Source organism: Streptomyces sp. NPDC002825 (assembly GCF_040295385.1).
Classification (GTDB): Bacteria; Actinomycetota; Actinomycetes; order Streptomycetales; family Streptomycetaceae; genus Streptomyces.
Genome location: NZ_JBEOVH010000007.1, coordinates 148,942 through 175,143, shown reverse-complemented (window position 1 = coordinate 175,143; position 26,202 = coordinate 148,942). Strand labels below are relative to the sequence as shown.

The 26,202-nt window shown below is 71.4% G+C and carries 19 protein-coding genes; 1 reads left to right on the top strand and 18 read right to left on the bottom strand.

What is annotated here, in order from left to right:
• Nucleotides 1-347: 347 nt before the first annotated feature.
• The 18 genes from obgE to ABT041_RS12235 all read right to left on the bottom strand — a co-directional run bounded on the left by obgE (nt 348) and on the right by ABT041_RS12235 (nt 25,002).
• Nucleotides 348-1,787 carry a GTPase ObgE gene (gene obgE / locus ABT041_RS12320; RefSeq protein ID WP_351183002.1) on the bottom strand — a complete coding sequence of 480 codons (1,440 nt, stop codon included), beginning with the start codon at nt 1,785-1,787 and terminating at the stop codon, nt 348-350.
• A gap of 107 nt (nt 1,788-1,894) precedes the next feature.
• A complete protein-coding gene (rpmA, locus tag ABT041_RS12315) occupies nt 1,895-2,149 on the bottom strand; it encodes a 50S ribosomal protein L27 (RefSeq protein WP_010041940.1) in 255 nt (84 codons plus the stop codon).
• Nucleotides 2,150-2,162: 13 nt separating this feature from the next.
• Nucleotides 2,163-2,483 carry a 50S ribosomal protein L21 gene (gene rplU / locus ABT041_RS12310; protein WP_015033583.1) on the bottom strand — a complete coding sequence of 107 codons (321 nt, stop codon included), beginning with the start codon at nt 2,481-2,483 and terminating at the stop codon, nt 2,163-2,165.
• Nucleotides 2,484-2,726: 243 nt separating this feature from the next.
• Nucleotides 2,727-6,482: an Rne/Rng family ribonuclease gene (locus ABT041_RS12305; RefSeq protein ID WP_351182999.1), complete on the bottom strand. Its 3,756-nt coding sequence runs from the start codon at nt 6,480-6,482 to the stop codon at nt 2,727-2,729.
• Between the two features lie 235 nt (nt 6,483-6,717).
• Nucleotides 6,718-7,509 (bottom strand): TIGR03936 family radical SAM-associated protein, encoded by a 792-nt coding sequence (locus ABT041_RS12300; RefSeq protein ID WP_351182997.1) that lies wholly within the window; start codon nt 7,507-7,509, stop codon nt 6,718-6,720.
• A gap of 230 nt (nt 7,510-7,739) precedes the next feature.
• The gene (locus ABT041_RS12295) at nt 7,740-8,375 is read right to left on the bottom strand and encodes a hypothetical protein (protein WP_351182995.1); all 636 of its coding nucleotides are present in this window, start codon (nt 8,373-8,375) and stop codon (nt 7,740-7,742) included.
• Nucleotides 8,376-8,665: 290 nt separating this feature from the next.
• On the bottom strand, nt 8,666-10,594 hold the full coding sequence (locus ABT041_RS12290) for a TIGR03960 family B12-binding radical SAM protein (protein ID WP_351182993.1): 1,929 nt from the start codon (nt 10,592-10,594) through the stop codon (nt 8,666-8,668).
• A 52-nt stretch (nt 10,595-10,646) separates the two neighbouring features.
• Nucleotides 10,647-12,164: a CYTH and CHAD domain-containing protein gene (locus ABT041_RS12285; protein ID WP_351182991.1), complete on the bottom strand. Its 1,518-nt coding sequence runs from the start codon at nt 12,162-12,164 to the stop codon at nt 10,647-10,649.
• 19 nt (nt 12,165-12,183) lie between these two features.
• Nucleotides 12,184-13,383 (bottom strand): rod shape-determining protein RodA, encoded by a 1,200-nt coding sequence (rodA, locus tag ABT041_RS12280; RefSeq protein WP_351182989.1) that lies wholly within the window; start codon nt 13,381-13,383, stop codon nt 12,184-12,186.
• Between the two features lie 6 nt (nt 13,384-13,389).
• A complete protein-coding gene (gene mrdA / locus ABT041_RS12275) occupies nt 13,390-15,636 on the bottom strand; it encodes a penicillin-binding protein 2 (RefSeq protein ID WP_351182987.1) in 2,247 nt (748 codons plus the stop codon).
• 19 nt (nt 15,637-15,655) lie between these two features.
• The gene (gene mreD / locus ABT041_RS12270; protein WP_351182985.1) at nt 15,656-16,321 is read right to left on the bottom strand and encodes a rod shape-determining protein MreD; all 666 of its coding nucleotides are present in this window, start codon (nt 16,319-16,321) and stop codon (nt 15,656-15,658) included.
• The gene (gene mreC / locus ABT041_RS12265; protein ID WP_351182983.1) at nt 16,318-17,331 is read right to left on the bottom strand and encodes a rod shape-determining protein MreC; all 1,014 of its coding nucleotides are present in this window, start codon (nt 17,329-17,331) and stop codon (nt 16,318-16,320) included. Before mreC ends, mreD begins: the two co-directional genes overlap by 4 nt.
• Before the next feature lie 86 nt (nt 17,332-17,417).
• The gene (locus tag ABT041_RS12260; RefSeq protein WP_017239313.1) at nt 17,418-18,437 is read right to left on the bottom strand and encodes a rod shape-determining protein; all 1,020 of its coding nucleotides are present in this window, start codon (nt 18,435-18,437) and stop codon (nt 17,418-17,420) included.
• Nucleotides 18,438-18,649: 212 nt separating this feature from the next.
• Nucleotides 18,650-19,063, bottom strand: a complete 414-nt coding sequence (gene ndk, locus ABT041_RS12255) for a nucleoside-diphosphate kinase (RefSeq protein WP_041129227.1) — start codon at nt 19,061-19,063, stop codon at nt 18,650-18,652.
• A gap of 66 nt (nt 19,064-19,129) precedes the next feature.
• Nucleotides 19,130-19,483: a DUF4233 domain-containing protein gene (locus tag ABT041_RS12250; RefSeq protein WP_351182980.1), complete on the bottom strand. Its 354-nt coding sequence runs from the start codon at nt 19,481-19,483 to the stop codon at nt 19,130-19,132.
• 5 nt (nt 19,484-19,488) lie between these two features.
• Entirely contained in the window at nt 19,489-20,991 is a 1,503-nt protein-coding gene (gene folC, locus ABT041_RS12245; RefSeq protein ID WP_351182978.1) for a bifunctional tetrahydrofolate synthase/dihydrofolate synthase, read from the bottom strand.
• 77 nt (nt 20,992-21,068) lie between these two features.
• Complete coding sequence (locus ABT041_RS12240; RefSeq protein WP_351182976.1) at nt 21,069-22,217, bottom strand: sensor histidine kinase; 1,149 nt, start codon at nt 22,215-22,217, stop codon at nt 21,069-21,071.
• Between the two features lie 136 nt (nt 22,218-22,353).
• On the bottom strand, nt 22,354-25,002 hold the full coding sequence (locus ABT041_RS12235; protein ID WP_351182974.1) for a valine--tRNA ligase: 2,649 nt from the start codon (nt 25,000-25,002) through the stop codon (nt 22,354-22,356).
• 138 nt (nt 25,003-25,140) lie between these two features.
• Between ABT041_RS12235 and ABT041_RS12230 the strand changes: the two genes are divergently transcribed.
• A complete protein-coding gene (locus tag ABT041_RS12230; protein WP_351182972.1) occupies nt 25,141-26,094 on the top strand; it encodes a hypothetical protein in 954 nt (317 codons plus the stop codon).
• The last annotated feature ends 108 nt before the right edge of the window (nt 26,095-26,202 follow it).

Here is a 26,202-nt window from a genome sequence, read left to right as displayed (position 1 = left end):
GCGCCGCCGGACGCGGGGCCTCCAGACGGTGGGCAGAACCTCCCCGCGCCACCCTCGCACGGCTCGGCCCCGAGGGGCCTCACCGGCATCGGACGGCTGCGCCGGACTCCGTCCACCGGACCGGCGCGGCCCGTCCCACTAGAACGGGTCGAACTCGTCGTACTCGCGCTGCGCGTCGTCACGCTCCGCCTGCCGGTCCCGACGGCGCTGCGCCGCCGGACGCGGGGCCTCCAGACGGTGGGCAGAACCTCCCCACGCCACCCTCGCACGGCTCGGCCCCGAGGGGCCTCACCGGCATCGGACGGCTGCGCCGGACTCCGTCCGCCGGACCGGCGCAGCCCGTCCCACTAGAACGGGTCGAACTCGTCGTACTCGCGCTGCGCGTCGTCACGCTCCGCCTGCCGGTCCCGACGGCGCTGCGCCGCCGGACGCGGGGCCTCCAGACGGTGGTCCTCACCGCGGCGGCCGAGCATCTCGGCGCCGGCCATCATCGTGGGCTCCCAGTCGAAGACGACCGCGTTGTCCTCGGAGCCGATCGCGACGCCGTCGCCCGCGCGGGCACCGGCCTTCATCAGCTCGTCCTCGACGCCGAGGCGGTTGAGGCGGTCGGCCAGGTAGCCCACGGCCTCGTCGTTGTTGAAGTCGGTCTGGCGGACCCAGCGCTCCGGCTTCTCGCCGCGCACCCGGTAGACCTCTTCCTGCTCGTCGTACGTGACGGTGAAGCCCGCGTCGTCGACGGCCTTCGGGCGGATGACGATCCGGGTCGCCTCCTCCTTCGGCTTGGCCGCGCGTGCCTCGGCGACGATGCCGGCGAGGGCGTAGGAGAGCTCCTTGAGACCCGTGCGGGCCACGGCGGAGACCTCGAACACCTGGTAGCCGCGCTCCTCCAGGTCCGGGCGGATCATGTCCGCGAGGTCCTGGCCGTCCGGGATGTCGATCTTGTTGAGGACGACGATCCGCGGCCGGTCCTCCAGGCCGCCGTACTGCTTGAGCTCCTCCTCGATGACGTCGAGGTCGGTGACCGGGTCGCGCTCGGACTCCAGCGTCGCCGTGTCGAGGACGTGGACGAGGACCGAGCAGCGCTCCACGTGGCGGAGGAACTCCAGGCCCAGGCCGCGGCCCTGGCTTGCGCCCGGGATGAGGCCCGGCACGTCGGCGATGGTGTAGACGGTCGAGCCGGCCGTGACCACGCCCAGGTTCGGGACGAGCGTGGTGAAGGGGTAGTCCGCGATCTTCGGCTTGGCGGCCGAGAGGACGGAGATGAGGGAGGACTTGCCGGCGCTCGGGTAGCCGACGAGGGCCACGTCGGCGACGGTCTTGAGCTCCAGGACGATGTCCCGCGCCTCGCCGGGCTCGCCGAGCAGCGCGAAGCCGGGGGCCTTGCGGCGGGCCGAGGCCAGCGCGGCGTTGCCGAGGCCGCCGCGGCCGCCCTGGCCGGCGACGAAGGTGGTGCCCTGGCCGACGAGGTCGGCGAGCACGTTGCCCCGCTTGTCGAGGACGACGGTGCCGTCGGGCACGGTCAGGACCAGGTCCTGGCCGTCCTTGCCGGAGCGGTTGTCACCGGCGCCGGGCTGACCGTTGGTCGCCTTGCGGTGCGGGGAGTGGTGGTACTCGAGGAGCGTGGTGACGGACTGGTCGACGACCAGGGTCACATCGCCGCCACGTCCGCCGTTGCCGCCGTCGGGGCCGCCGAGGGGCTTGAACTTCTCCCGGTGGACGGAGGCGCAGCCGTGGCCTCCGTTACCCGCGGCGACGTGCAGCTCGACGCGGTCCACGAAGGTGGTCATGGGTGTGCCTCCAGAAAATTACGGGTGGAATGTCTATCTAGTAACACGCGAAAGGCGGACCCGCTTCCCGTACGGGAAGTGAGGTCCGCCTCCGCAAAGTGTTCCGATCAGGCGACCGGAACGATGTTCACGACCTTGCGGCCACGGTGGGTGCCGAACTGCACCGAACCGGCCTGCAGGGCGAACAGCGTGTCGTCGCCGCCACGGCCGACGCCCGCGCCGGGGTGGAAGTGCGTGCCACGCTGGCGGACCAGGATCTCACCCGCGTTGACGACCTGACCGCCGAAGCGCTTCACGCCGAGCCGCTGGGCATTGGAGTCGCGCCCGTTCCGGGTGGACGATGCGCCCTTCTTGTGTGCCATGTCTCAGTCCCTCTTACTTCGCAGCCGCGGGGATACCGGTGACCTTGATCGCCGTGTACTGCTGACGGTGACCCTGGCGACGGCGGTAGCCGGTCTTGTTCTTGTAGCGCAGGATGTCGATCTTGGCGCCCTTGTGGTGGTCCACGACCTCGGCCGTGACCTTGATACCGGCCAGGACCCACGGGTCGCTGGTCACGGCGTCGCCGTCGACAACGAGCAGGGTCGAGAGCTCGACCGTGTCGCCAACCTTGGCAGTGGAAATCTTGTCAACCTCAACGATGTCGCCGACAGCAACCTTGTGCTGGCGACCACCGCTGCGCACGATGGCGTACACGCGGATCTCTCTCTCACTCGGGATGGAACCTCTGAAGCCAGCCGCTCACACGGGCCCGGGGGCCCGCGGCGTTCCGGAATCGGACGAGCGGCCTCTCCCGGCGAGCGGGAGGGAGGTGCTCAGAGGCGCGGCATGTCGATCAGACACGCCGACGGTCTAGGTTACGGGCGGCGGCCACAAGGGGTCAAATTCGCCCGAGCGAGTGCGGGCCGTCCCGTGGAGGGACGGCCCGCACCCGGTGGATCAGTCCTGGGCCGGAGCCGCGGTCTTCTCCGCCGCCTTCTTGGCCGTGGCCTTCTTGGCGGTGGTCTTCTTCGCCGCGGTCTTCTTGGTCGCCGCCGTCTTCTTGGTGGCGGCCTTCTTGGCCGTGGTCTTCTTCGCGGTCTTGCGCGCGGCCGTCTTCTTGGCCGGCGCGGCCTCCGCCTCGGGCTCGGCCTCGGCCGGAGCCTCGGCGGCCTCAGCGGGGGCCGTGGTCACCACGACGACGGCCGCCTCCTCGGCGCCCGCGGGCGAACCGGCGGGAGCGGTGGCCTTACGGACCACCCGGCGACGGGCACGCGGCGCGGCGGCCGCGGGGGCCTCCTCGACGACGGGCTCGGCGACGGCCTCGACGACCGGCTCCGGCTCCGCGACGGCCTCGGCGACCGGCTCGGCCACCGGCTCCGCGACGATCTCGGCGGGGGCGTCCGTGGTGGAGACCACCGGGGACGTCACCCGACGGGTGGCGCGGCGACGGCCACGCGGGGCCGGCGCGGGCGCCTCCTCGACCACGGGCTCGACGACCGGCTCGGCGACCGGCTCGGCGACGGGCGCCGGCTCGAACACCACGGCGTCGGTCTCCACGACCGGCGACGGCGTCGAGACGACCGGCGCGGACACCCGGCGGGTGGCGCGACGGCGGCCACGGCCGCGCGTGGCGGCGGCCTCCGCCTCGGCGACGGAGCCGTACAGCTCCTCGTCCGGGGCGATCGGCACCGGCACGGCCACCGGGGCGGCCAGCTCCGCGGCGACCTCGGCCTCGGTCTCGACCTCGGCCTCCGCCGTCTCCGGCTCCACGGCCTCGGCGTGCTCGTGCTCGTGGACGTGCTCGACGCCACCGCGGCCGCGCTTCTTCGAGCGCTTGCCGCCGCCACCGCCGCCGGCGGTGGCCGGCTGCTCCATGTGCACGATGACACCGCGGCCGTTGCAGTGGACGCAGGTCTCGGAGAAGGACTCCAGGAGGCCCTGGCCGACCCGCTTGCGGGTCATCTGGACCAGGCCCAGCGAGGTGACCTCGGCCACCTGGTGCTTGGTCCGGTCACGGCCCAGGCACTCCAGGAGGCGGCGCAGCACCAGGTCGCGGTTGGACTCCAGGACCATGTCGATGAAGTCGATGACGACGATGCCGCCGAGGTCGCGCAGACGCAGCTGGCGCACGATCTCCTCGGCCGCCTCCAGGTTGTTCCTGGTGACGGTCTCCTCCAGGTTGCCGCCCTGGCCGGTGAACTTGCCGGTGTTGACGTCGACGACGACCATCGCCTCGGTCTTGTCGATCACCAGCGAGCCGCCGGAGGGCAGCCAGACCTTGCGGTCGAGCGCCTTCATGAGCTGCTCGTCGATCCGGTACGTCGCGAAGACGTCGACCTCGCTCGTCCACTTGGACAGACGGTCGACCAGGTCGGGCGCGACGTGGCCGACGTACCCGTGGATGGTCTCCCACGCGTCGTCGCCGCTGACGATGACCTTGGAGAAGTCCTCGTTGAAGATGTCGCGGACGACCCGGACGGTCATGTCCGGCTCGCCGTACAGCAGGGTCGGGGCGTTGCCGCTCTTCGCCTTCTTCTGGATGTCCTCCCACTGCGCCTGCAGTCGCTCGACGTCGCGGCGCAGCTCGTCCTCGCTCGCGCCCTCGGCGGCGGTGCGCACGATGACGCCCGCGTCCTCGGGGACGATCTTCTTGAGGATGGTCTTCAGGCGGGCGCGCTCGGTGTCCGGGAGCTTGCGGCTGATGCCGGTCATCGAGCCCTCGGGGACGTACACGAGGTAGCGGCCCGGCAGGGAGACCTGGCTGGTCAGACGGGCGCCCTTGTGGCCGATCGGGTCCTTCGTGACCTGCACGAGGACCGACTGGCCGGACTTGAGGGCGGATTCGATGCGGCGCGGCCCGTTGGCCATGCCGAGCGCCTCGAAGTTGACCTCACCGGCGTACAGGACGGCGTTGCGGCCCTTGCCGATGTCGACGAAGGCGGCCTCCATGGACGGCAGCACGTTCTGGACCTTGCCCAGGTAGACGTTGCCGACGTACGAGGTGGCCTGCTCCTTGTTGACGTAGTGCTCGACGAGCACGTTGTCCTCGAGGACGCCGATCTGGGTGCGCTCGCCGTTCTGGCGGACGACCATGACGCGCTCGACGGCCTCGCGGCGGGCGAGGAACTCGGCCTCGGTGATGATCGGGACGCGGCGGCGGCCCTGCTCGCGGCCTTCGCGGCGGCGCTGCTTCTTGGCCTCCAGGCGGGTCGAGCCCTTGATGGACTGGACCTCGTCGGACGGCTCGGCCTTCTCGCGGGCCGGGCGGGGCTCGCGGACCTTGACGACCGTGCGGACGCCGTCCTCCTCGGCGGTCTCGGCCTCGGCGGCGTCCCCGCTGCGACGGCGGCGACGGCGGCGGCGACGGGAGCTGCTGGAGCCGCCGACGTAGCCCTCGGCCTCCTCCGGCTCCTCCTCGCCTTCCTCGGCCTCCTCGGCCTCGTCCTCGGCGTGCGGCTCCTCGCCCTCCTCGGTCTCCTCGACCTCGGCGAGCTCACCGCGACGGCGACGCCGGCCGCCACGGCGGCGACGGCGGGACGGACGGTCCTCGTACTCGTCCGACTCCTCGGGCTCCCCGGCCTCGAAGGCCTCCTCGATCTCGTCGGCGACGGCCTCCACCTCGGGCTCGTCCGCGACGGTGGCCGGGACGGGCTCGACGGCGACGGGCTCGACGGCGACGGGCTCGCCACGGCGACGGCGGCGACGGCGGGAGCCGGACTCGGCGCGCTCGGCGGGCTCGGCCTCGACGACGGCCTCGACCGTCTCGACGGTCTCTTCCTCCTCCGGCTCCTCGACCACGGCGGCGGCCGCGGCGGCGGCGGTCTCCGGGGTCTGGAACATCGGCTCGGCGAAGACCGGGGCCTGGAAGACGGCGACGGCGGGGCGCGCGGCGCGGCGCGGCTCGCGGGCCGGGGCCGGCTCGGAGGTGAACTGCGGCGAGGTGACGCGGCGGCGGCCGCGGCCACGGGTGGCGGCGGTCTCGGCGGCGGCGACCTCGGCCTCGTCGGCGGCGATCTGCTCGACGGCGGACGCCGGGAGGGACTCGCCGGTGGCGGCCTCGGTGGTCACCTCGGGAGAGGTGACCTTACGGGTGGCACGGCGGCGGGTACGGGCCGGCGGCGCGGCCTCCTCGACGGCGGGGGCCTCGACGACCGGCTCGGCGGCGGCCGCGGACTCCGCGGTCTCCTCGGCGGCGGCCGGGGAGGTCACCGGCGAGGTGGCCTTACGGGTGGCGCGGCGGCGGGTACGGGCCGGCGGGGCGGCCTCTTCCACGGCCTCGGCGGCGGGGGCCTCGGCCGCGACCACGGGCTCCGCGGTCTCCTCGGCGGCGGCCGGGGAGGTCACCGGCGAGGTGGCCTTACGGGTGGCGCGGCGGCGCGGGCGGGCGGGGGCGGCCTCCGGGGCCTCCTCGACGGCCTCGGCCGCGGGCGCCTCGGCGGCCGGCTCCACGGCCGGCTCGACCGCGGTCTCCACGGCCGGCGCGGTGGCCTTGCGGGTGGCGCGGCGGCGGGTCCGCGGCGCGGGGGCGGCCTCGGCCTCGGCCGGGGCGGCCGCCACGGCGGGGGTCTCGACGGCCGGGGCCTCGGCAGCGGCCGGGGTCTCGGCGGTGGCGCCCGTCACCGGCGGACCGGCGGGGCGGGAAGCGGCGCGGCGCCTACGGCGCGGCGGCAGCTTGTCACCGGGGGCGTTGGTGTCTTCGTTGGACTCGAGCATGCGGGCGGTTCTCCCGTCACGCTCCCGGGCGCCGCGCCTGGTTCCGGTCCGGCGGCACGATCGCGCCAGTGGCGCGGTGCCGCCGTCCGGGGCGCGGGCGCCGCACGGGAGCTGTATGTCTGGCTCGCCGGTTCCGTACGCCCTGTGCGGACGGCCTGGCGAAAGTCTCCTGGTCAGTGCGCTGCCCGACCCAGGTGGCTCCCGAGTACCAGGGCGGCGCTACGACGACCGCTCCCTACGCGGTACCGGCACCCGGCGCCGTCGCCGGGGCGGTCGCGGCGGCCGTGGGTGAAGCGGCCGTGACTGCCTCGCGGTCGGGCGCGAGCGGGTCGGTCACCGTGCCGGACTCCTCGTCGAAGAGCCCCTGCGCCAGCCTGGTCACCGCAGCGGGGACCGGCGGCGCCAGGTCGGCCACAGCTCGGAGACCGGACAGGACGTCGTCGGGTCGCACGGCAGGTGTCACGTGCCGAACAACCAGCCGCAGTATCGCACAGGCGCTGTCCAGCGGCCTATCACCCTGGGGATCGCCCTGGGGACGGCCTGCCGTCAGCTCGGTGACAGCGGAACGGGCGTCGAAGGTGCGGACTCCGTTCTTGGTCTTGCGCTGTACTTCCACCGTCTCGGCCGCGAGAAACGCCTCGACGGCCTTCTCCGCGTCCTCGACCGTGACGCCTTCCAGGCGCAGCTCCCACACGGAGGCGGTGAGCCGGTCGGCGAGACCCGAGGTCCGGGCCTCGACGGCGTCGGTGATGTCGAGGCCCGCCGGGAGGGACTCGTCGAGCAGGACCCGCAGCGTCTCCGGGTCGCGCGTCTCGGTGAGCGCGATCTCCAGGTACTCGGCCTCGGAGCCCGTACCCGTCGGGGCGGCGTTGGCGTACGACACCTTGGGGTGCGGGGTGAAGCCTGCGGAGTACGCCATGGGCACCTCGGCACGGCGCAGCGCACGCTCGAAGGCGCGCTGGAAGTCTCGGTGGCTGGTGAACCGGAGGCGGCCGCGCTTGGTGTAGCGCAGTCGGATGCGCTGCACCGCCGGTGCGGGCGGCGGGCCTTCGGGCTGTCGCTTGCCCAGTGGTTCTTCTCCTCGGTGCGGGGCGGCGCGGATGCGCGCCGTCCACGAGATGTACGGGTTGCCCCAGGGGTCCCGCCCGGTTCACCCCCGCTTCCGCGGGGAGATCTCGGGGGCGGGCGCCGCGCCGGGGACGTTCGCTGTACTACCCAGAGTACGCGCCCGGGCCACCTGCGGTTCCCCGGGCCGGGTCAGCGGGGTCCGCCGAAGAGGGCGACCCGCACCTCCCGGGCGGCGGTGCGGACGGCGCGGGCGGCGGCGGCGACGGGCCGCCAGACCCAGGCCCGCAGCCAGTGGCCGACGGGGGTGAGGACCGTCCGGTACACCCAGGCGAGGGGCCGGCCGACCACGTTCCACAGCAGCCAGGCGATCGCCCGGCTGACGGCCCGCGAGATCCGGCCCGCGATGTCCCAGGCCCAGGCGAGCGCGGCGCCGACCGCGCGGGCGACGGGCGCGAGCACGTACTGCCAGAGCCAGGTCAGCGGGGTGACGACCAGCAGGTCGACGACCCACCACAGGCCCTTGATGACGGGGAGGAGCACCCAGCGCCAGAGCCACGTCAGCGGGGTGACGAGGAGCAGGTCGATCACCCACCACAGGGCCCGGGCGACCGGGACGATCACCCACTCCCACAGGAACCGCAGCGGTACGACGACCAGGTAGTGGATCAGCCACCCGAGGGCCCGGCCGACCGGGGCGAGGATCCAGCGCCAGAGCTGCTCCATGCAGAAGGCGAAGGCGTCCCAGATCAGCCGGAGGGGCAGGACGATCACGAGGGCGACGGCGCGCGCCACGCCCGTGAGACAGCCCGGGTTTTCCGTGTTCATGCCCACAACGACGAAACGGCCCGGCGAAGGGTTTCCCCTCCGCCGGGCCGTCACGCAAGCGTTACGCCTGCTTGACCCGCCGCGTGGGTGTCACGTGTGAGGTGACCCGCACGAAGGTCCCAGGGGTTCGCGCCCCGTCCGTTCACCTGCGGCTGAAGATCCCTGCCGACGTACGCGACCGTTTGGTCGTCACGCCCGATGCCTTCGCGGCGCAGCCCTGACAATGCCCCGGAAATGCCGTGAGGCGTCCGGACAGACAGTCCGGACGCCTCAGGCTCGCGTGGGAACGGCTACTTCTTGACCGTCAGCGGCAGCAGCTTCTTGCCCGTCGGGCCGACCTGGATCTCGGTCTGCATCGCGGGGCAGACGCCGCAGTCGAAGCACGGGGTCCAGCGGCAGTCCTCGACCTCGGTCTCGTCGAGGGCGTCCTGCCAGTCCTCCCAGAGCCAGTCCTTGTCGAGGCCCGAGTCCAGGTGGTCCCAGGGCAGGACCTCCTCGTAGGTGCGCTCGCGGGTGGTGTACCAGGCGACGTCCACGCCGACCTCGGGCAGCGTCTTCTCGGCGCAGGCCATCCAGCGGTCGTACGAGAAGTGCTCGCGCCAGCCGTCGAAGCGGCCGCCGTCCTCGTAGACCGCGCGGATGACCGCGCCGAGGCGGCGGTCGCCGCGGGAGAGGAGGCCCTCGACGATGCCGGGCTTGCCGTCGTGGTAGCGGAAGCCGATCGAGCGGCCGTACTTCTTGTCGCCGCGGATCTTGTCGCGGAGCTTGCGCAGGCGCTCGTCCGTCTCCTCGGCCGACAGCTGCGGGGCCCACTGGAAGGGGGTGTGCGGCTTGGGGACGAAACCGCCGATGGAGACGGTGCAGCGGATGTCGTTCTGGCCGGAGACCTTGCGGCCCTCGGCGATCACGTTCATCGCCATGTCGGCGATCTGGAGGACGTCCTCGTCGGTCTCGGTCGGCAGGCCGCACATGAAGTACAGCTTCACCTGGCGCCAGCCGTTGCCGTAGGCCGTCGAGACCGTACGGATGAGGTCCTCTTCCGAGACCATCTTGTTGATGACCTTGCGCATGCGCTCGGAGCCGCCCTCGGGGGCGAAGGTGAGGCCGGAGCGGCGGCCGTTCCTCGTGAGCTCGTTCGCCAGGTCGACGTTGAAGGCGTCGACACGGGTCGAGGGGAGGGACAGACCGACCTTGTCCTCCTCGTACCGGTCGGCCAGGCCCTTCGCGATGTCGGCGATCTCCGTGTGGTCCGCGGAGGACAGGGACAGGAGGCCGACCTCCTCGAAGCCCGTGGCCTTGAGGCCCTTCTCGACCATCTCGCCGATGCCGGTGATGCTTCGCTCCCGCACGGGGCGCGTGATCATGCCGGCCTGGCAGAAGCGGCAGCCGCGGGTGCAGCCGCGGAAGATCTCGACGGACATGCGCTCGTGGACGGTCTCCGCGAGCGGCACGAGGGGCTGCTTGGGGTACGGCCACTCGTCGAGGTCCATGACGGTGTGCTTGGACACGCGCCACGGGACGCCCGACTTGTTCGGCACGACACGGCCGATGCGGCCGTCCGGCAGGTACTCGACGTCGTAGAACGCCGGGATGTAGACCGAGCCGGTCTTCGCGAGGCGGAAGAGGACCTCCTCGCGGCCGCCCGGCCTGCCCTCGGCCTTCCACTGGCGGATGATCTCGGTCATGTCGAGGACGGCCTGCTCGCCGTCGCCGATGATCGCCGCGTCGATGAAGTCCGCGATCGGCTCGGGGTTGAACGCGGCGTGGCCGCCGGCGAGCACGATCGGGTGGTCGACGGTCCGGTCCTTCGACTCCAGCGGGATGCCCGCCAGGTCGAGGGCGGTGAGCATGTTCGTGTAGCCGAGCTCGGTGGAGAAGCTCAGGCCGAAGACGTCGAACGCGCCGACGGGGCGGTGGCTGTCCACGGTGAACTGCGGCACGTTGTGCTCGCGCATCAGCTCTTCGAGGTCCGGCCACACGCTGTAGGTGCGCTCGGCGAGGACGCCCTCGCGCTCGTTCAGCACCTCGTAGAGGATCATGACGCCCTGGTTGGGCAGGCCGACCTCGTACGCGTCCGGGTACATCAGCGCCCAGCGGACGTCGGCGGACTCCCACGGCTTGACCGTGGAGTTCAGCTCTCCACCGACGTACTGAATCGGCTTCTGCACGTGCGGGAGCAGAGCTTCGAGCTGCGGGAAGACAGACTCGGCAGCAGACATCTCGAACCTTCGTGAGCTGGCAGGGGGGCGACTCTCAAGCGTACCCCGGTGCTCAGGGGGTCAGAGCCGCCGTGAGCTTCGGGGCCGCGGCGCGGGCCCAGAGCCCGGGCAGTTCCCGCTCGGCCGCGTCGGCCGCCGCCTCCTCGCGGCCGTAGAGAAGTCCCCAGGTGAAGGCCGATTCGCCGACGCCGTGGGCCATGATCCCGAATTCCCGGAGGGCTGCGCGGGCGACGACGGAGTCCTGGTGTTCGCCGAGGAGGGACTGGACGGCCTTGATGCGTTTCGAGAGCCGCTTGGCGGGCTTGCCGAGGGTGGGGCGGGCCGCGTCGGCGGCGTAGCGGGCGCGTTTGGCGGCCTTGCGGGCCTCGTGGAGGGCGAGGTCGCGCTCGTGGCCGGGGCTGAGGGAGAGGGCGTGCTCGATCCGGCGGCCGAGGCGGGCGTGGTCCTTGCGGACGGCGCGGGCGAGGACCGGGCGGGCGTCGCGGCGGGCGGCCTTGCGCAGCGGCGGGTCGGCGAGGAGCGCGTCGAGGGTGTCGAGCAGGGTGAGGTAGCGGGCGGAGTCGAGGGCGGCGAGCGCCTGGTGCCGGGCGTTCCTGGCGAGGGCGGCGTCCCGGCGGCGCAGCCGGGCCTCGACGGGGCCGAGGGTGAGGGCGGGCGGCAGGTCGGCGACGCGGGCGCGCAGCCGTGCGTCGAGGACCTCCTGGTCGCGGGCGACGCCGAGCTCTCCGGCGAGCCATTTCAGCTCGTCGCCGACGGGGTCGGTGACGTGCCGGTCGAGGACCTTGCGGTAGGTCTTGAAGGCGCTGCGCATCCGGCGGCAGGCGACGCGCAGCTGGTGGACGGCGTCGGGCAGGTCGCGGCGCACGGCGGGGTCGAGCGCGACGATCGCTGCGGCCTGTTCGCACACGTAGGCGAGGACGGCGGCGCCCGCGGTGCCTGGCTTCCCGGGGGTGGGCCGCGGGCGGGGCGCGGCGCCGGTCTCCTCCAGGGCCCGGGCCAGCTTCGAGGGGGACGTCGACGGGGCGATGCCCGCCTTCTTCAGGCGTTTCCCGATCGCGTCGAGGATCGTCTCGTCGTCGGTGCCGTCGGCGAGTTCGACCTCGATCTCGGTCCAGGAGGCCTCTCCCCCGTCCGGGAGGCGTTCCGCGTGGACGGTGTCGACGGAGAGTTCCGCCAGGAGGGTGCCGTCCGCGGCGAGGAGCCGGCGGACGTCGCGGGAGGAGTGGAGGTGGACCGCCGGGACGACCTCCGCGTCGCGGACGCGGGAGCGCAGGAGCCCCGCGAGCGCGTCCGGCAGGGTGTCGCTCAGCGGGGCTCTGATCTCGTCGCGGATGCCGACGGCGACGGGGAACTTCACGTGCCAGCCTGCGTCGCTCCCGCCGGTGCGGCGGCGGAGGGTGAGCCCGTCGGCCGCCAGGCGCAGGTCGGGCGTGTCGTAGTAGACGGCGTCGAGGTCCATGACGCCGTCGTCCGCGACGGACGCGACTCCGGGGACGCGCCCGAGGTCCGGGAGCTCGGCGTCCCCGGTGGCCTCGTACTTCCGCTCGATCTCGCGTTTCGTCTCCGCCATAGCTCGAATCTAGTCGCGGTCAGGCCGTCATGGGCCGTTGTACCCGGATCGACTGGAGCAGCCCGATCGCCACCCAGACGGCGAACATCGACGAGCCGCCGTACGAGACGAACGGCAGCGGCAGGCCGGCGACCGGCATGATGCCGAGCGTCATGCCGATGTTCTCGAAGGACTGGAAGGCGAACCAGGCGATGATCCCGGCCGCGACGATCGTGCCGTAGAGCTCGGTGGTCTCGCGGGCGATCCGGCAGGAGCGCCAGAGGATGACGCCGAGGAGGACGAGGATGAGGCCGGCGCCGACGAAGCCGAGTTCCTCGCCGGCGACGGTGAAGACGAAGTCGGTCTGCTGTTCGGGCACGAACTGGCCCGTGGTCTGCGAGCCCTTGAAGAGGCCGGCGCCGAGGAGGCCGCCGGAGCCGATGGCGATGCGGGCCTGGTTGGTGTTGTAGCCGACGCCGGCCGGGTCGAGGTCGGGGTTGGCGAAGGCCGCGAAGCGGTTGATCTGGTACTCGTCGAGCATGCCGAGCGCGGTGACGAGGACCGCGCCGAGGACGCCGGCGCCGATGAGGCCGAGGACCCAGCGGTTGGAGGCGCCGGAGGCGAGCAGGACGCCGAGCACGATGACGGCCATGACCATGACCGATCCGAGGTCGGGCATCAGCATGACGATGCCCATGGGGAGCGCGGCCAGGGCGAGGGCCTTGGCGACGGTGCGGTGGTCGGGGTGGAGCTGGTCGCCGGCGTCGACCTTGGCGGCGAGGAGCATCGCCATGATCAGGATGATCGTGATCTTCACGAACTCGCTGGGCTGGAGCGAGAAGCCGCCGCCGACGACGATCCACGCGTGGGCGCCGTTGATGGTGGCGCCGAGCGGGGTGAGGACGGCGAGGATCAGCACGATCGAGAGGCCGTAGAGGATCGGCACCGCGCCGCGCAGGGTGCGGTGGCCGAGCCAGATCGTGCCGATCATCAGGGCGAGCCCGATGCCGGTGTTGAGCACGTGCCGGAAGAGGAAGTAGTACGGGTCGCCCTGGTTGAGCTCGGTGCGGCCGCGGGTGGCGGACCAGACGAGCAGCGAGCCGATCCCGGAGAGCGCGAGCGCCGACAGCAGGATGGGCCAGTCGAGGCGGCGGAGCACCGAGTCGCGGGCGGCCAGCTTGGCGAGGGTGCCGCGCTCGGGTGCGTACCGGGAGACGGAGAAGCCGTGGGGTGCGGTCATCTCTGTTCAGAGCCTCCCTCGGTGGGTGGCGGGCGGGCCGGCGAGCTGGTCGTCGTCGTCCGGCTTCTTCGCGGGGGTCGTCGGGTCCGGGGTCGGGGCGGCCGGCTGGGTGCCGTCGGCCTTCTCCGGGTCCACCTTCTGCGCCTCGGGGTCGTACGGCTTGATCTTCGGCGCGTCGATGGAGCCGTCGGGCTCGATCTTCGGCAGGTCCTTCTGCGGCTGCGGCAGCAGGGCCCGCTTGAGGTCCTGGTTGCCGGCGTCGTCGAGTCCGTAGAGCGCGTCGTAGATGTTGCGCACGGCGGGGCCGGAGGCGCCGGAGCCGGTACCACCCTGGGAGATCGTCATGACGATCGCGTAGTCCTTGGTGTACGTGGCGAACCAGGAGGTCGTCTGCTTGCCGTAGACCTCGGCGGTACCCGTCTTGGCGTGCATCGGGATCTTGTCCTGCGGCCAGCCGCCGAATCGCCAGGCGGCCGTACCGCGGGTGGCGACTCCCGCGAGGGCTTCGTCTATCAAGTTGCGGGTGTCCGCGTCGAAGGGGAGTCTGCCGTGCGCCTTGGGCGCGATCTCGTCCACCTTCTTGCCGTCGGGGCTGATGATCGCCTTGCCGACGGTGGGGTTCCACAGGGTGCCGCCGTTGGAGATGGCGGCGTAGATGGTGGCCATCTGGATGGGGGTGACGAGGGTGTCGCCCTGTCCGATGGAGTAGTTGACGGAGTCACCGGCGCGCATCAGGTTGCCTTCGAGGCAGTTCTCGTACGAGAGCTGCTGGACGTAGGTGCCGCCCTTCTTCCCGTACTTGCACCACCAGTCCTTGTTGTCCTCCCAGAACTTCTGCTTCCACTGGCGGTCGGGGACGCGGCCGGAGACCTCGTTGGGGAGGTCGATGCCGGTCTCGGCGCCGAGGCCGAACTGATGGGCCGTCTTGTAGAACCAGTCGCCCGGGTTCTTCTTCGGCTTCATCCCGCCGTCCTTGATCCACTGCTGGTGGGCGAGGGCGTAGAAGACGGTGTCGCAGGAGACTTCGAGGGCGCGGCCGAGCGAGATCGGGCCGTGGTTCTGCGATTCGAAGTTCTTGAAGACCTGGTTGCCGATGGAGTACGAGCTGGTGCACGGGTAGCGGCCGTCGAAGTCGTAGCCCGCGTTGACGGCGGCGGTGGTCGAGATGACCTTGAAGATGGAGCCGGGGGCGGCCTGGCCCTGGATGGCCCGGTTGAGGAGCGGGAAGTTGGAGCTCTTGCCGGTGAGGGCGGCGTAGTCCTTGGCGGAGATGCCGCCGACCCAGGCGTTCGGGTCGTAGTCGGGCTGCGAGGCCATGGCGACGATGCGGCCGGTCTTGGCCTCCATCACGACGACGGCGCCGGAGTCGGCCTTGTAGTTCTCGTTGGTGTTCCGGTCGACGACCTTGCGGGCCTCGACCATCGCGTTGTGCAGCTCCCATTCGGCGACCGCCTGCACGCGGGCGTCGATGGAGGTGACGACGTTGGCGCCGGGCACGGCCGGGTCGTTCTTGGCCTGGCCGATGACCCGGCCGAGGTTGTCGACCTCGTAGCGGGTGACGCCGGCCTTGCCGCGGAGTTCCTTGTCGTACGTGCGCTCGAGGCCGGAGCGGCCGACCTGGTCGGAGCGGAGGAACGGCGAGTCGGTGTCCTTGGCCTTCTCGATCTCGGCGTCGGTGACGGGCGAGAGGTAGCCGAGGACCTGGGAGGTGCGGGACTTGCCGGGGGCCGGGTAGCGGCGGACCGCGGTGGGTTCGGCGGTGATGCCGGGGAAGTCCTCGGCGCGCTCGCGGATCTGCAGGGCCTGCTGGGTGGTGGCCTCGTCGGTGACGGGGATCGGCTGATAGGGCGAACCGTTCCAGCAGGGTTTGGGCGTCTTGGAGTCGCAGAGCCGGATCTTGTTGACGACGTCCTGCGGCTTCATGTCGAGGACGTCGGCCAGCCGGGTGAGGACGGCCTGGCCGTCGTCCTTCATCTTCATCAGCTCGGTGCGGGACGCGGAGACCACGAGCCGGGTCTCGTTGTCGGCGAGCGGGACGCCGCGGGCGTCCAGGAGCGAGCCGCGGACGGCGGGCTGGACGACCTGCTGGACGTGGTTGTTCTTCGCCTCGTCCGTGTACTCCTTGCCGTTGCGGATCTGCAGGTACCAGAGCCGGCCGCCCAGGGTGAGCAGCAGCGAGAAGACGAGGATCTGGATGACGACGAGCCGGATCTGGACCCGCGGGGTCCGCCCGGTCTCGGGAATGTTGGTCATGCTGCCGGTGCCCCCTCGGTCACAGTCGCTTGACTCCCTTGATGCGTCCCGCGCGTGAGGCGCGGCTCCGTGCGGCCTTCACGCGCAGGCCGCCCCGCTGGGCGCCGATCCTGAGGCCGGTGCCGGAGGAGAGCCAGCCGGAGGCGACGTCGGCGCCGTTGCCGCCGGCGTCGGCGAGCGGGTCGTTCTCGGCGCGGCGCGCCAGGGCCATGATGAGCGGCACCGTGAACGGCGCGAGGAGCAGGTCGTACACGGCCGCGGTGAACAGCAGGAAGCCGAGGCCGACATGGCGGGCGGCGGTGTCGCCGACGAGGGCGCCCACGCCCGCGTACAGCAGGGTGGAGCCGAGCGCCGCGGCGACGACGACGGCCATGGGGCCGGACGCGGAGGTCAGCCGGCCGTTGTCCGGCTTCGCGAGGCCGACGAGGTAGCCGATGACGCAGAGCACGAGGGCGTAGCGGCCGGCGGCGTGGTCGGCGGGCGGGGCGAGGTCGGAGAGCAGGCCGGCGGTGAAGCCGATGAGGGAGCCGCTGACCGGTCCGTAGACGAGGGCGAGGCCGACGACGGTGAGGAGGACGAGGTCGGGGACGGCGCCGGGGAGCTGGAGGCGGGCGAGGACGGAGACCTGGACGACCAGGGCGACGACGATCAGGGTGGCGGAGAGGAGGATGCGGTTGAACTTCACGGTGTCACGCCCCCCTGGTCCTGCGTCTGGTCCTGTGTCTGGTCCTGCTGGTTCTGGTTGGGCTTCTGGCCCTGCTGCTGCCCGTCGGCGGTCTGCTGTCCGTCCGGTGGCGGCGGGGTCACCGTGACGGTGACGGTCGGCGCGGGCTTGGGCTTCTGCGGAAGGACCGTGTCGCGGGGGTCGGAGGTGGGGGCCTGGACGACGACGCCGACGATGTCGAGCTTGGTGAAGCCGACGTACGGGCGGACGTAGATGTTGCGGGTCAGGCCGCCGCCCGAGGGGTCGACGCGGACGACCTCGCCCACCGGGACGCCGGGCACGAAGGGCTTGTCGGCGCGCGAGCCGAAGGTGACGAGCCGGTCGCCGGGCTTCACCTTGGCCTTGCCGTTGAGGAGCTGGACGAGGAGGGGGCTGTCGCCCTGGCCGGTGGCGAAACCGAGTTCGTCGCTCTTCTCCATGCGGGTGCCGACGGTGAAGTCGGGGTCGTTGGCGAGGAGGACGGTGGAGGTGGACGGGCCGACCGTGGTGACACGGCCGACGAGACCGGAGCCGTTGAGCACGGTCATGTCCCGCTTGATGCCGTCGCGGGCGCCCACGTCGATCGTGACGGTCCAGGAGAAGCCCTGGGCCGCTCCTATGGCGATGACCTGGGCGCCCTTGATGCCGTACTGCCCGGCTCCGGCGGTCTTGAGCATGGAGTCGAGCTCGCGCAGCCGGTTGCGGTTGCGGTCGTCGCTGCCGAGCTTCGCCTTGAGCTCGGCGTTCTCCTTCTCCAGGGCGGCGATCCGGGTGTGCCGCTCGCCGGAGTCCCGTACCGCGCCTATGGCGTTGCCGACGGGATCGACGGCGGCCGCCACACCGTTCTCGACGGGCCCGAAGACCGCCGCTGCGGCCTGCCGGGCACCGTCGACGGGTGACTCCTGACCGCCGCGGATGTCCACCGTGATCAGTGCGAACGCGATGGCGATCAGCAGCACCAGGAGCAGCCGGCTCTCTCGTGTGTCCCTCACGTGCGGCGGCCGTGCCTTTCCTCGTGGTTCGGTTGTCGGGCTGTTCGGTTGTGTCTCGGCTGTTCGGCTGTTCGGCTGAAGGGCCGTCAGCGGCGCGGCTGGGCGTCGAGAACCTGCTGAAGGGCCTCGAACTCCTCCACGCACTTGCCGGAGCCGAGCGCCACCGAGTCCAGCGGGTCCTCGGCGATGTGGATCGGCATGCCGGTCTCGCGCCGGAGGCGCTCGTCGAGGCCGCGGAGCAGGGCGCCGCCACCCGTGAGAACGATTCCGCGGTCCATGACGTCACCGGAGAGCTCCGGCGGGCACTTGTCGAGGGTGGTCTTCACGGCGTCGACGATGGCGTTGACCGGCTCCTCGATGGCCTTGCGGACCTCGGCGGCCGAGATGACCACGGTCTTGGGCAGACCGGAGACGAGGTCGCGGCCGCGGATCTCGGTGTGCTCGTCCTTGTCGAGGTCGTACGCGGAGCCGATGGTGATCTTGATCTGCTCGGCCGTGCGCTCACCGAGGAGGAGCGAGTACTCCTTCTTGATGTGCTGGATGATCGCGTTGTCCAGCTCGTCGCCGGCCACCCGGATGGACTGTGCCGTGACGATTCCGCCGAGGGAGATGACGGCGACCTCGGTGGTGCCGCCGCCGATGTCGACGACCATGTTGCCGGTGGCCTCGTGGACGGGGAGGCCCGAGCCGATGGCCGCCGCCATGGGCTCCTCGATGATGTGCACCTGGCGGGCGCCGGCCTGGGTGGACGCCTCGATGACGGCGCGGCGCTCCACTCCGGTGATGCCGGAGGGCACGCAGACGACGACGCGGGGGCGGGCCAGGTAGCGGCGCTTGTGGATCTTGAGGATGAAGTAGCGGAGCATCCGCTCGGTGATCTCGAAGTCGGCGATCACGCCGTCCTTGAGCGGGCGCACGGCGACGATGTTGCCGGGGGTCCGGCCGATCATCTTCTTCGCCTCGGCGCCGACCGCGAGGATGCCCCCGGTGTTGGTGTTGATGGCGACGACTGACGGCTCGTTCAGAACGATGCCTCGACCCCTGACGTACACCAGCGTGTTGGCGGTCCCGAGGTCGACAGCCATGTCACGGCCGATGAACGACATGAAGTTCCCCTTGATTTCCCATGGCTGAGAGTGGTGCGGCGTGGAGTTTTCCATCGTAGTGCCGCCCGCGCGGATGGCGCGCGTTGGTCCACCTCAGTACTGGTGACGGCAGGACGCGGCGATCCGTTCCCGGGATTGGCGTTCATATGCCTGGGGGCGACCGAAATTCCTTCGGTCGCCCCACAGGGGTGCTTCGTTCGGCTGACTTCGCGTCAGACGAGACCCGGGAAGAAGATCTTCAGCTCGCGGGCCGCGGACTCCTCGGAGTCCGAGGCGTGGATCAGGTTCTCGCGGACGATGGTGCCGAAGTCGCCCCGGATGGAGCCCGGCGCTGCGGCGATCGGGTCGGTCGGGCCGGCCAGGGTGCGCAGGCCCTCGATGACCCGCTCGCCCTCGACGACGAGCGCGACGACCGGGCCGGACTGCATGAAGCCCATGAGCGGCTCGTAGAAGGGCTTGCCCTTGTGCTCGCCGTAGTGCTGCTCCAGCGTGTCCTGGTCGAGCTCGCGCAGCTCCAGGGCCGTGATGGTCCAGCCGGCCTTGCGCTCGATACGGCCGATGATCTCGCCGATCAGACCACGGCGGACGGCGTCGGGCTTGAGCAGGACGAGCGATCGCTGGCTCACGGGGGAACTCCTTAGGAAAAGCGGTGTGCGGGACCTCCGAGGCTACAGGGCCCGCACCCCCGCCGATTACGCAGCGTCAGGCCCTGCCGAGGCCTGTGCGGCCCAGCGGGCCTTGACCTCGTCGATCCGCCGCCCGTAGTGCACCGAGGCCCACCACAGACCGGCGAAGACCGCTCCGAGGAAGAACATGGTCGGGACGAAGAAGCCGCTGAGGATCAGCCCGATCTGCAGGGCCCAGCCGAGCTGCACCCCGCCGGGCCGGGTGATCATCCCGCACAGCAGCACCGAGAGGACCATGGCCACGCCGCAGACCCACCAGACGGTGGACGTGCTGAGGCTGTCGTCCTTCATGGCGACGAGCCCGGCGAAGCCGATCACGAAGAACTCGCCGATGAGCGTCGAGGAACAGAGCACACGCATCGGGTTCAGCCCCTTCGCAGCAGCAGCCGGGCGTCGCCGACCGTGAAGATCGAACCGGTCACGAGGACGCCCGCGCCGCCGTACTCGGCCTCTTCCTCCGCGAGGGTGATGGCCGCCTCGATGGCGTCGGGCAGCCGCGGCTCGACGACGACCCGGTCCTCGCCGAAGACCTCGACGGCGATCGCGGCGAGCGCGTCGACGTCGGTGGCCCGCGGGTTGGAGTTCGCGGTGATCACGACCTCCGCGAAGATCGGCTCGAAGGCCTCCAGGAGGCCCTTGGCGTCCTTGTCGCCGCTCGTGGAGACCACGCCGATGAGCCGGGAGAAGCCGAAGGCCTCGCTGATGCCCTCGGCCGTCGCCCGCGCGCCGTGCGGGTTGTGCGCGGCGTCGAGGATGACGGTCGGCGAGGAGCGGACGATCTCCAGGCGGCCGGGCGAGGCCACCTGGGCGAAGGCCCGGCGGACGGTGTCGATGTCCAGGGTCCTGGCGTGCTCGGCGCCGATCCCGAAGAAGGCCTCGACCGCGGCGAGCGCCACCGCGGCGTTGTGCGCCTGGTAGGGGCCGTGCAGCGGCAGGAAGATCTCCTCGTACTCGCCGCCGAGGCCGCGCAGGGTGAGGAGCTGGCCGCCGACCGCGACCTCGCGGGAGACCACGCCGAACTCCATGCCCTCACGGGCCACGGTGGCGTCCGCCTCGACGGCCTTCTTCAGCAGCACCTGGGCCGCGTCGACCGGCTGCTGGGCCAGGATGACGGTAGCGCCCGGCTTGATGATCCCCGACTTCTCCGCGGCGATCTCGGCGGTCGTCCCGCCGAGCCGGTCGGTGTGGTCGAGGTCGATGGGGGTGACGACGGCGACGGAGGCGTCGATGACGTTCGTCGCGTCCCAGGTGCCGCCCATGCCGACCTCGACGACGGCCGCGTCGACCGGGGCGTCCGCGAAGGCCGCGTACGCCATGCCGGTGAGGACCTCGAAGAAGGAGAGCCGGTACTCCTCGCGGGCGTCGACCATCTCCACGTACGGCTTGACGTCCTGGTACGTCTCGATGAACCGCTCGGCGGAGATCGGGGCCCCGTCCAGGCTGATCCGCTCGGTGATGGTCTGCACGTGCGGCGAGGTGTAGCGCCCGGTGCGCAGCTCGAAGGCGCCGAGCAGGGCCTCGATCATGCGGGCCGTCGACGTCTTGCCGTTGGTGCCGGTGATGTGGATCGAGGGGTACGCGCGCTGCGGCTCGCCGAGGACGTCCATCAGGGCCGCGATCCGGGTGACGGAGGGCTCCAGCTTGGTCTCGCCCCAGCGGGTCGACAGCTCGGTCTCGACCTCGCGCAGCGCCTTGTCCAGCTCCGGGTCCTCGGGGCGGCTGGGCACGGGGTCGCCCTGCGGCGGTCCGGCCTGGGTGCGCAGGGTACGGCTGCCGGCCTCGATCACCGCCAGGTCGGGGTCACGCTGGGTCTCGGTGTCGACGATCTCGTCGAACTGGTCGTCGCTCTGGTCGCTCGGCTCGCTCACGGGCCCAGTCTACGGAGCGGCACCGACAGGACGATGGACCCACCCCTTTCGGTACTTTCGGTCCACCGCCGGAGCGATCACCCGAGCCGGTTCTGGAGGCCCGTCGGGAGCAGGGCCGTCACCAGGTAGGCGCCGTCCTCCCGGCGGGCCTGCAGGGTGCCGCCCATGCTCGTGACGCGCTCCTCCATGGAGAACAGGCCCGTGCCGGTCGAGACGGGTGCCGGGTCCGGCGGGCTCTTCGGCAGGGGGTTGCGCACCTCGATCCGCAGATCGGGTCCCACGACGGTGATCGCGACGGTCACGGGGAGGCCGGGCGCGTGCTTGGCGGCGTTCGTCAGGCACTCCCGGACGACGCGGTGGACGGCCGCCTGCCGCAGCGGGGAGAGCGCCTTGGCCTCCTCGGCGACCGTCAGCTCGACGGGGCTGCCCATCCGCTCGCTCTCCCCCGCGAGCTCGGTGAGCCCTTCGAGGCCGGGGGTGGCGGCGTCCCGGTCGGCGCGGCGCACGATCGTCTCGTTGAGCATGAGGTGGGCACGCCGGGCCGTGTCCGCGAGCTCCTCGAAGTCCTTCTGGTGGGCCTCTCCCCTGGCCCGTACGGCGAGGACCTCGGCCCGCACAGTGAGGACGGTGAGCTCGCGGCCGACCAGGTCGTGGACGTCCCGGCCGACGGAGATCCGCTCCTCCTGCACGGCCTGCCGGGCGGCGGCCTCGCGGCGCTGGAGCTCCAGGGCGCGGACGAGGTCCTGGCGGTACGCGGCGATGCCGACGCCCGCCGCGAGGACGCCGATCGGGACGACGAGGCTGAGGAAGTCGCTGAGGGTCTCGCCGTGCTCGGCGGGCCAGCCGGGCGTGAGGAAGTAGGCGTACGCCACGGCGACGTACAGCAGGGTCGCGGCGATCGCGGCTCGCCGCCCGCGGAACCGGCCGATCGAGTACAGCGCGAACTGGATCATGGTCAGCTCGTGCAGCCAGCCCATCAGGCCGAGCGCCACCACGTACGGCAGCCAGGGCAGCCGGCGGCGCAGCACGAGGGTGGCCGCGCCGGCCGCCAGGACGAGGGTCGCGGTGACCCCGGTGAGGGAGTTGTCGGCGCGGGCGAGCCCCGGCACGTCCAGGACCATCAGGCCGAAGGCGCTGAGCGCGGCGACGACGTCGAGGGCGCGGGGCGAGACGGCCCACCGGTCCACGCAACGGCGGAGCGCGGGGACGGTGGGGAGGCGGAGCATGCCTTCCATCATCCAGGGTCCTTCGTCCCGGACCCATGGACTTCGGTCACAAGTCGCGTGATCTCACCCACAAACGGACAAAGCCGAAGGGGCCCGGAACCGTACGAGACGGTCCCGGGCCCCTTCGCGTTACGGGCTAGGCCTGCGGCAGCGCCGCCAGCTGGGCCTGGATGCGGGCGATGTCCTCGTCCGCCTTGGCGAGGCGGCCACGGATCTTGTCGACCACGTTGTCCGGGGCCTTGGCGAGGAAGGCCTCGTTGCCGAGCTTGCCCTCGGCCTGGGCCTTCTCCTTCTCGGCCGCCGCGAGGTCCTTCGCGAGGCGCTTGCGCTCGGCGGCGACGTCGATCGTGCCGGACAGGTCCAGCTCGACCGTGGCACCGGCGACCGGCAGGGTGGCGGTGGCGGAGAAGCCCTCGCCCTCCGGCTGGAGCCGCAGGATCTGGCGGATGGCGGCCTCGTGCGCGACGAGCGGGGTGCCGTCGAGGGTGAGGCGGGCGGGCACCTTCTGGGCGTCCTGGAGGCCCTGCTCCTTGCGGAAGCGGCGGACCTCGGTGACGACCCGCTGGACCAGCTCGATCTCCTTCTCGGCGGCCTCGTCGTGGAAGCCGCCCGGGGCGTCGGCCCCAGGAACAGACACAGCCTTCGGCCAGTCGGCGATCACGAGGGACTCGCCGCCGGTGAGCGTCGTCCACAGGGTGTCGGTGACGAACGGGACGATCGGGTGCAGCAGGCGCAGCATGACGTCCAGGACCTCGCCGAGGACGCGGCCGGAGACCTTGGCGCCCTCGCCGCCCGCGAAGAACGTGGTCTTCGACAGCTCGACGTACCAGGCGAAGACCTCGTCCCACGCGAAGTGGTAGAGCGACTCGCTCAGCTTGGCGAACTGGAAGTCGTCGTAGTACGCGTCGACCTGCGCGACCGTCTCGTTCAGACGGGACAGGATCCAGCGGTCGGTCGCCGACATCTCGGAGGCGTCCGGCAGCGGGCCCTCGATCGTGGCGCCGTTCATCATCGCGAACCGGGTCGCGTTCCAGATCTTGTTGGCGAAGTTCCGGGACGCCTGGACCCAGTCCTCGCCGATCGGGACGTCGACGCCCGGGTTGGCGCCCTTGGCCAGGGTGAAGCGCAGGGCGTCGGAGCCGTACTTGTCCATCCAGTCCAGCGGGTTGACCGTGTTCCCGAACGACTTCGACATCTTCTTGCCGAACTCGTCGCGGACCATGCCGTGGAACGCGATCGTGCGGAACGGCGGCTGGCCGTCCATCGCGTACAGGCCGAACATCATCATCCGGGCGACCCAGAAGAACATCAGGTCGTAGCCGGTGACCAGGACGGAGTTCGGGTAGAACTTCTCCAGGTCCGGCGTCTGCTCCGGCCAGCCGAGCGTGGAGAACGGCCACAGGCCGGACGAGAACCACGTGTCGAGGACGTCGGTGTCCTGCGTCCAGCCCTCGCCCGTGGGTGCCTCGTCGTCGGGGCCGACGCAGACCAGCTCACCGTTCGGACCGTGCCAGACGGGGATGCGGTGGCCCCACCACAGCTGGCGCGAGATGCACCAGTCGTTGAGGTTGTCGACCCAGTCGAAGTAGCGCTGCGACATGTCGGCCGGGTGGATGTTGACCCGACCGTCGCGGACGGCGTCACCGGCGGCCTTGGCGAGGGTCTCGACCTTGACCCACCACTGCAGGGACAGACGCGGTTCCAGCGTCGTCTTGCAGCGCGAGCAGTGGCCCACGGAGTGGACGTACGGGCGCTTCTCGGCGACGATCCGGCCCTCGGCGCGCAGGGCGGCGACGATGGCGGAGCGGGCCTCGAAGCGGTCCAGGCCCTGGAAGGGGCCGTGGGTGGTGATCACACCGCGCTCGTCGAGGACCTCGATGGACTCGAGGTTGTGGCGCTGGCCGATGGCGAAGTCGTTCGGGTCGTGCGCCGGGGTCACCTTGACGGCGCCGGTGCCGAACTCCGGGTCGACGTGCGTGTCGGCGACGACCGGGATCGTACGGTCGGTGAGCGGCAGCTTGATCTGCTTGCCGATCAGGTGGGCGTAGCGCTCGTCGTCGGGGTGGACGGCGACGGCGGTGTCACCGAGCATCGTCTCCGCGCGGGTCGTGGCGACGACGATGGTGTCGTCACCCTCGCCGTACTTCATGGAGACGAGCTCGCCGTCGTCGTCCTGGTAGTCGACCTCGATGTCGGAGATGGCCGTCAGACAGCGCGGGCACCAGTTGATGATGCGCTCGGCGCGGTAGATCAGCCCGTCGTCGAACATCTTCTTGAAGACGGTCTGGACGGCCCGGGACAGGCCCTCGTCCATGGTGAAGCGGTCCCGGCTCCACGCCAGACCCTCACCGAGACGGCGCATCTGACCGGTGATCTGGCCACCGGACTCGGCCTTCCACTCCCAGACGCGCTCGACGAAGGCTTCGCGGCCCAGGTCGTGGCGGGACTTGCCCTCCTTGGCGAGCTCACGCTCGACGACGTTCTGGGTGGCGATGCCGGCGTGGTCCAGGCCCGGCTGCCACAGCGTCTCGAAGCCCTGCATGCGCTTGCGGCGGGTGAGGGCGTCGATCAGCGTGTGCTCGAAGGCGTGGCCCAAATGGAGCGAGCCCGTGACGTTCGGCGGCGGGATGACGATGGTGTACGCCGGCTTCTCGCTCTTCGCGTCCGCCTCGAAGTACCCCCGCTCTACCCAGCGCTCGTACAGCGGCCCCTCTACCTCGGCCGGCGCGTACTGGGTCGGCAGTTCGGTGGTGGGCGCTGTCTGCTGCTGAGTGTTCTCGGTCACGGGGCCAGTTTAGGGGTGTTGCGGTGGTGTCCTGAAACGCTTTGGTTCGGTAACGGTGTGGCCCCCGCCGCACTTACCGGTCACGGGTTCCGCCAGGATGTTCGGCAGACATAAACATCCTGTGAGGGGAACCTGTCGATGAGCTACAACCAGCCGGGTCCGTACGGCGGCCAGCAGCCCGGTCCTTACGGCCAGCCCGGCCCCTACGGCCAGCAGCCGCAGCAGCCCGGCCCGTACGGCCAGCCGCAGGCTCCGCAGCCGGGTTACGGATACCCCCAGCAGGCCCCGCAGGGCGTTCCGCCGCAGCAGCCGCCCTACGGCTACCCGCAGCAGCCGCAGCAGCCCGGCCCCTACGGCCAGCAGCCGCAGTACGGCGCCCCGCAGGGCCCCGGCGGCTACGTTCCCCACCCGCCGGCCCCGAAGAAGTCCAAGGCGGGCTGGATCATCGGCGCGGTGGCGGTCGTCGCGGCGATCGGCGTGGGCGCGTACTTCGTGATCGGCGGCGGCGGTGGCGCCTCCGTCGCGGACGACGGCCCGCACAAGCTGGTCACGCCGGAGACGGTGCTCGTCGAGTACAAGAAGTCGCCGGACAGCGGCAACTCCTCCGACAAGGACTCCCTGAAGGAGGCCGAGAAGAACGGCGTCAAGAACGCCAAGGAGGTCCAGGCCGGCTACCAGGTGGAGAACAAGGCCAATCCCCTGGCGAACAAGCTGATCCAGTTCAACGGCCTGTACGGCGAGATCGACGACCCCGAGTCGGTCGTCGACGCCATCTTCGCCACCACCAAGGCGGAGGCGGAGAAGGACAAGGGCAAGGAGGACACCCCGGAGCTGATCGGCAGCCCGCAGGAGTACTCGCCGTCCGAGCTCGACGGCGCCGTCCTGAAGTGCCAGCAGATCCAGACGAAGGCCGACGCCGACAAGGGCGCCCCGGCGATGACCATGACGATGTGCGTGTGGGCCGACCACAGCACGGTGGGCATGGTCGTCCCGATCGACACGGCCTCGCTGCTCGCGGGCAAGGCCGGTTCGGCGGAGGACGCCGCCGCCCTCACCGCCAAGTTCCGCAAGGAAGTCCGCGTCAAGGCCTGATCCGAGGCCCGCAGTAGGGGCCTCCAGCTCGTCGAGTCGACCGGCGCCGACATCCGCTACCTGGTCTTCAACACCCAGGACGACTCCGTCGCCAAGCTGCCCGTCCGC

What these genes read in the sequence shown, in the direction of transcription:
- obgE (WP_351183002.1), bottom strand. Translation starts at nt 1,787, where the DNA reads ATGACCACCTTCGTGGACCGCGTCGAGCTGCACGTCGCCGCGGGTAAC.
- rpmA (WP_010041940.1), bottom strand. Translation starts at nt 2,149, where the DNA reads ATGGCACACAAGAAGGGCGCATCGTCCACCCGGAACGGGCGCGACTCC.
- ABT041_RS12305 (WP_351182999.1), bottom strand. Translation starts at nt 6,482, where the DNA reads ATGCTCGAGTCCAACGAAGACACCAACGCCCCCGGTGACAAGCTGCCG.
- ABT041_RS12295 (WP_351182995.1), bottom strand. Translation starts at nt 8,375, where the DNA reads ATGAACACGGAAAACCCGGGCTGTCTCACGGGCGTGGCGCGCGCCGTC.
- ABT041_RS12290 (WP_351182993.1), bottom strand. Translation starts at nt 10,594, where the DNA reads ATGTCTGCTGCCGAGTCTGTCTTCCCGCAGCTCGAAGCTCTGCTCCCG.
- ABT041_RS12285 (WP_351182991.1), bottom strand. Translation starts at nt 12,164, where the DNA reads ATGGCGGAGACGAAACGCGAGATCGAGCGGAAGTACGAGGCCACCGGG.
- rodA (WP_351182989.1), bottom strand. Translation starts at nt 13,383, where the DNA reads ATGACCGCACCCCACGGCTTCTCCGTCTCCCGGTACGCACCCGAGCGC.
- mrdA (WP_351182987.1), bottom strand. Translation starts at nt 15,636, where the DNA reads ATGACCAACATTCCCGAGACCGGGCGGACCCCGCGGGTCCAGATCCGG.
- ABT041_RS12260 (WP_017239313.1), bottom strand. Translation starts at nt 18,437, where the DNA reads ATGTCGTTCATCGGCCGTGACATGGCTGTCGACCTCGGGACCGCCAAC.
- ABT041_RS12250 (WP_351182980.1), bottom strand. Translation starts at nt 19,483, where the DNA reads ATGCGTGTGCTCTGTTCCTCGACGCTCATCGGCGAGTTCTTCGTGATC.
- ABT041_RS12240 (WP_351182976.1), bottom strand. Translation starts at nt 22,217, where the DNA reads ATGCTCCGCCTCCCCACCGTCCCCGCGCTCCGCCGTTGCGTGGACCGG.
- ABT041_RS12230 (WP_351182972.1), top strand. Translation starts at nt 25,141, where the DNA reads ATGAGCTACAACCAGCCGGGTCCGTACGGCGGCCAGCAGCCCGGTCCT.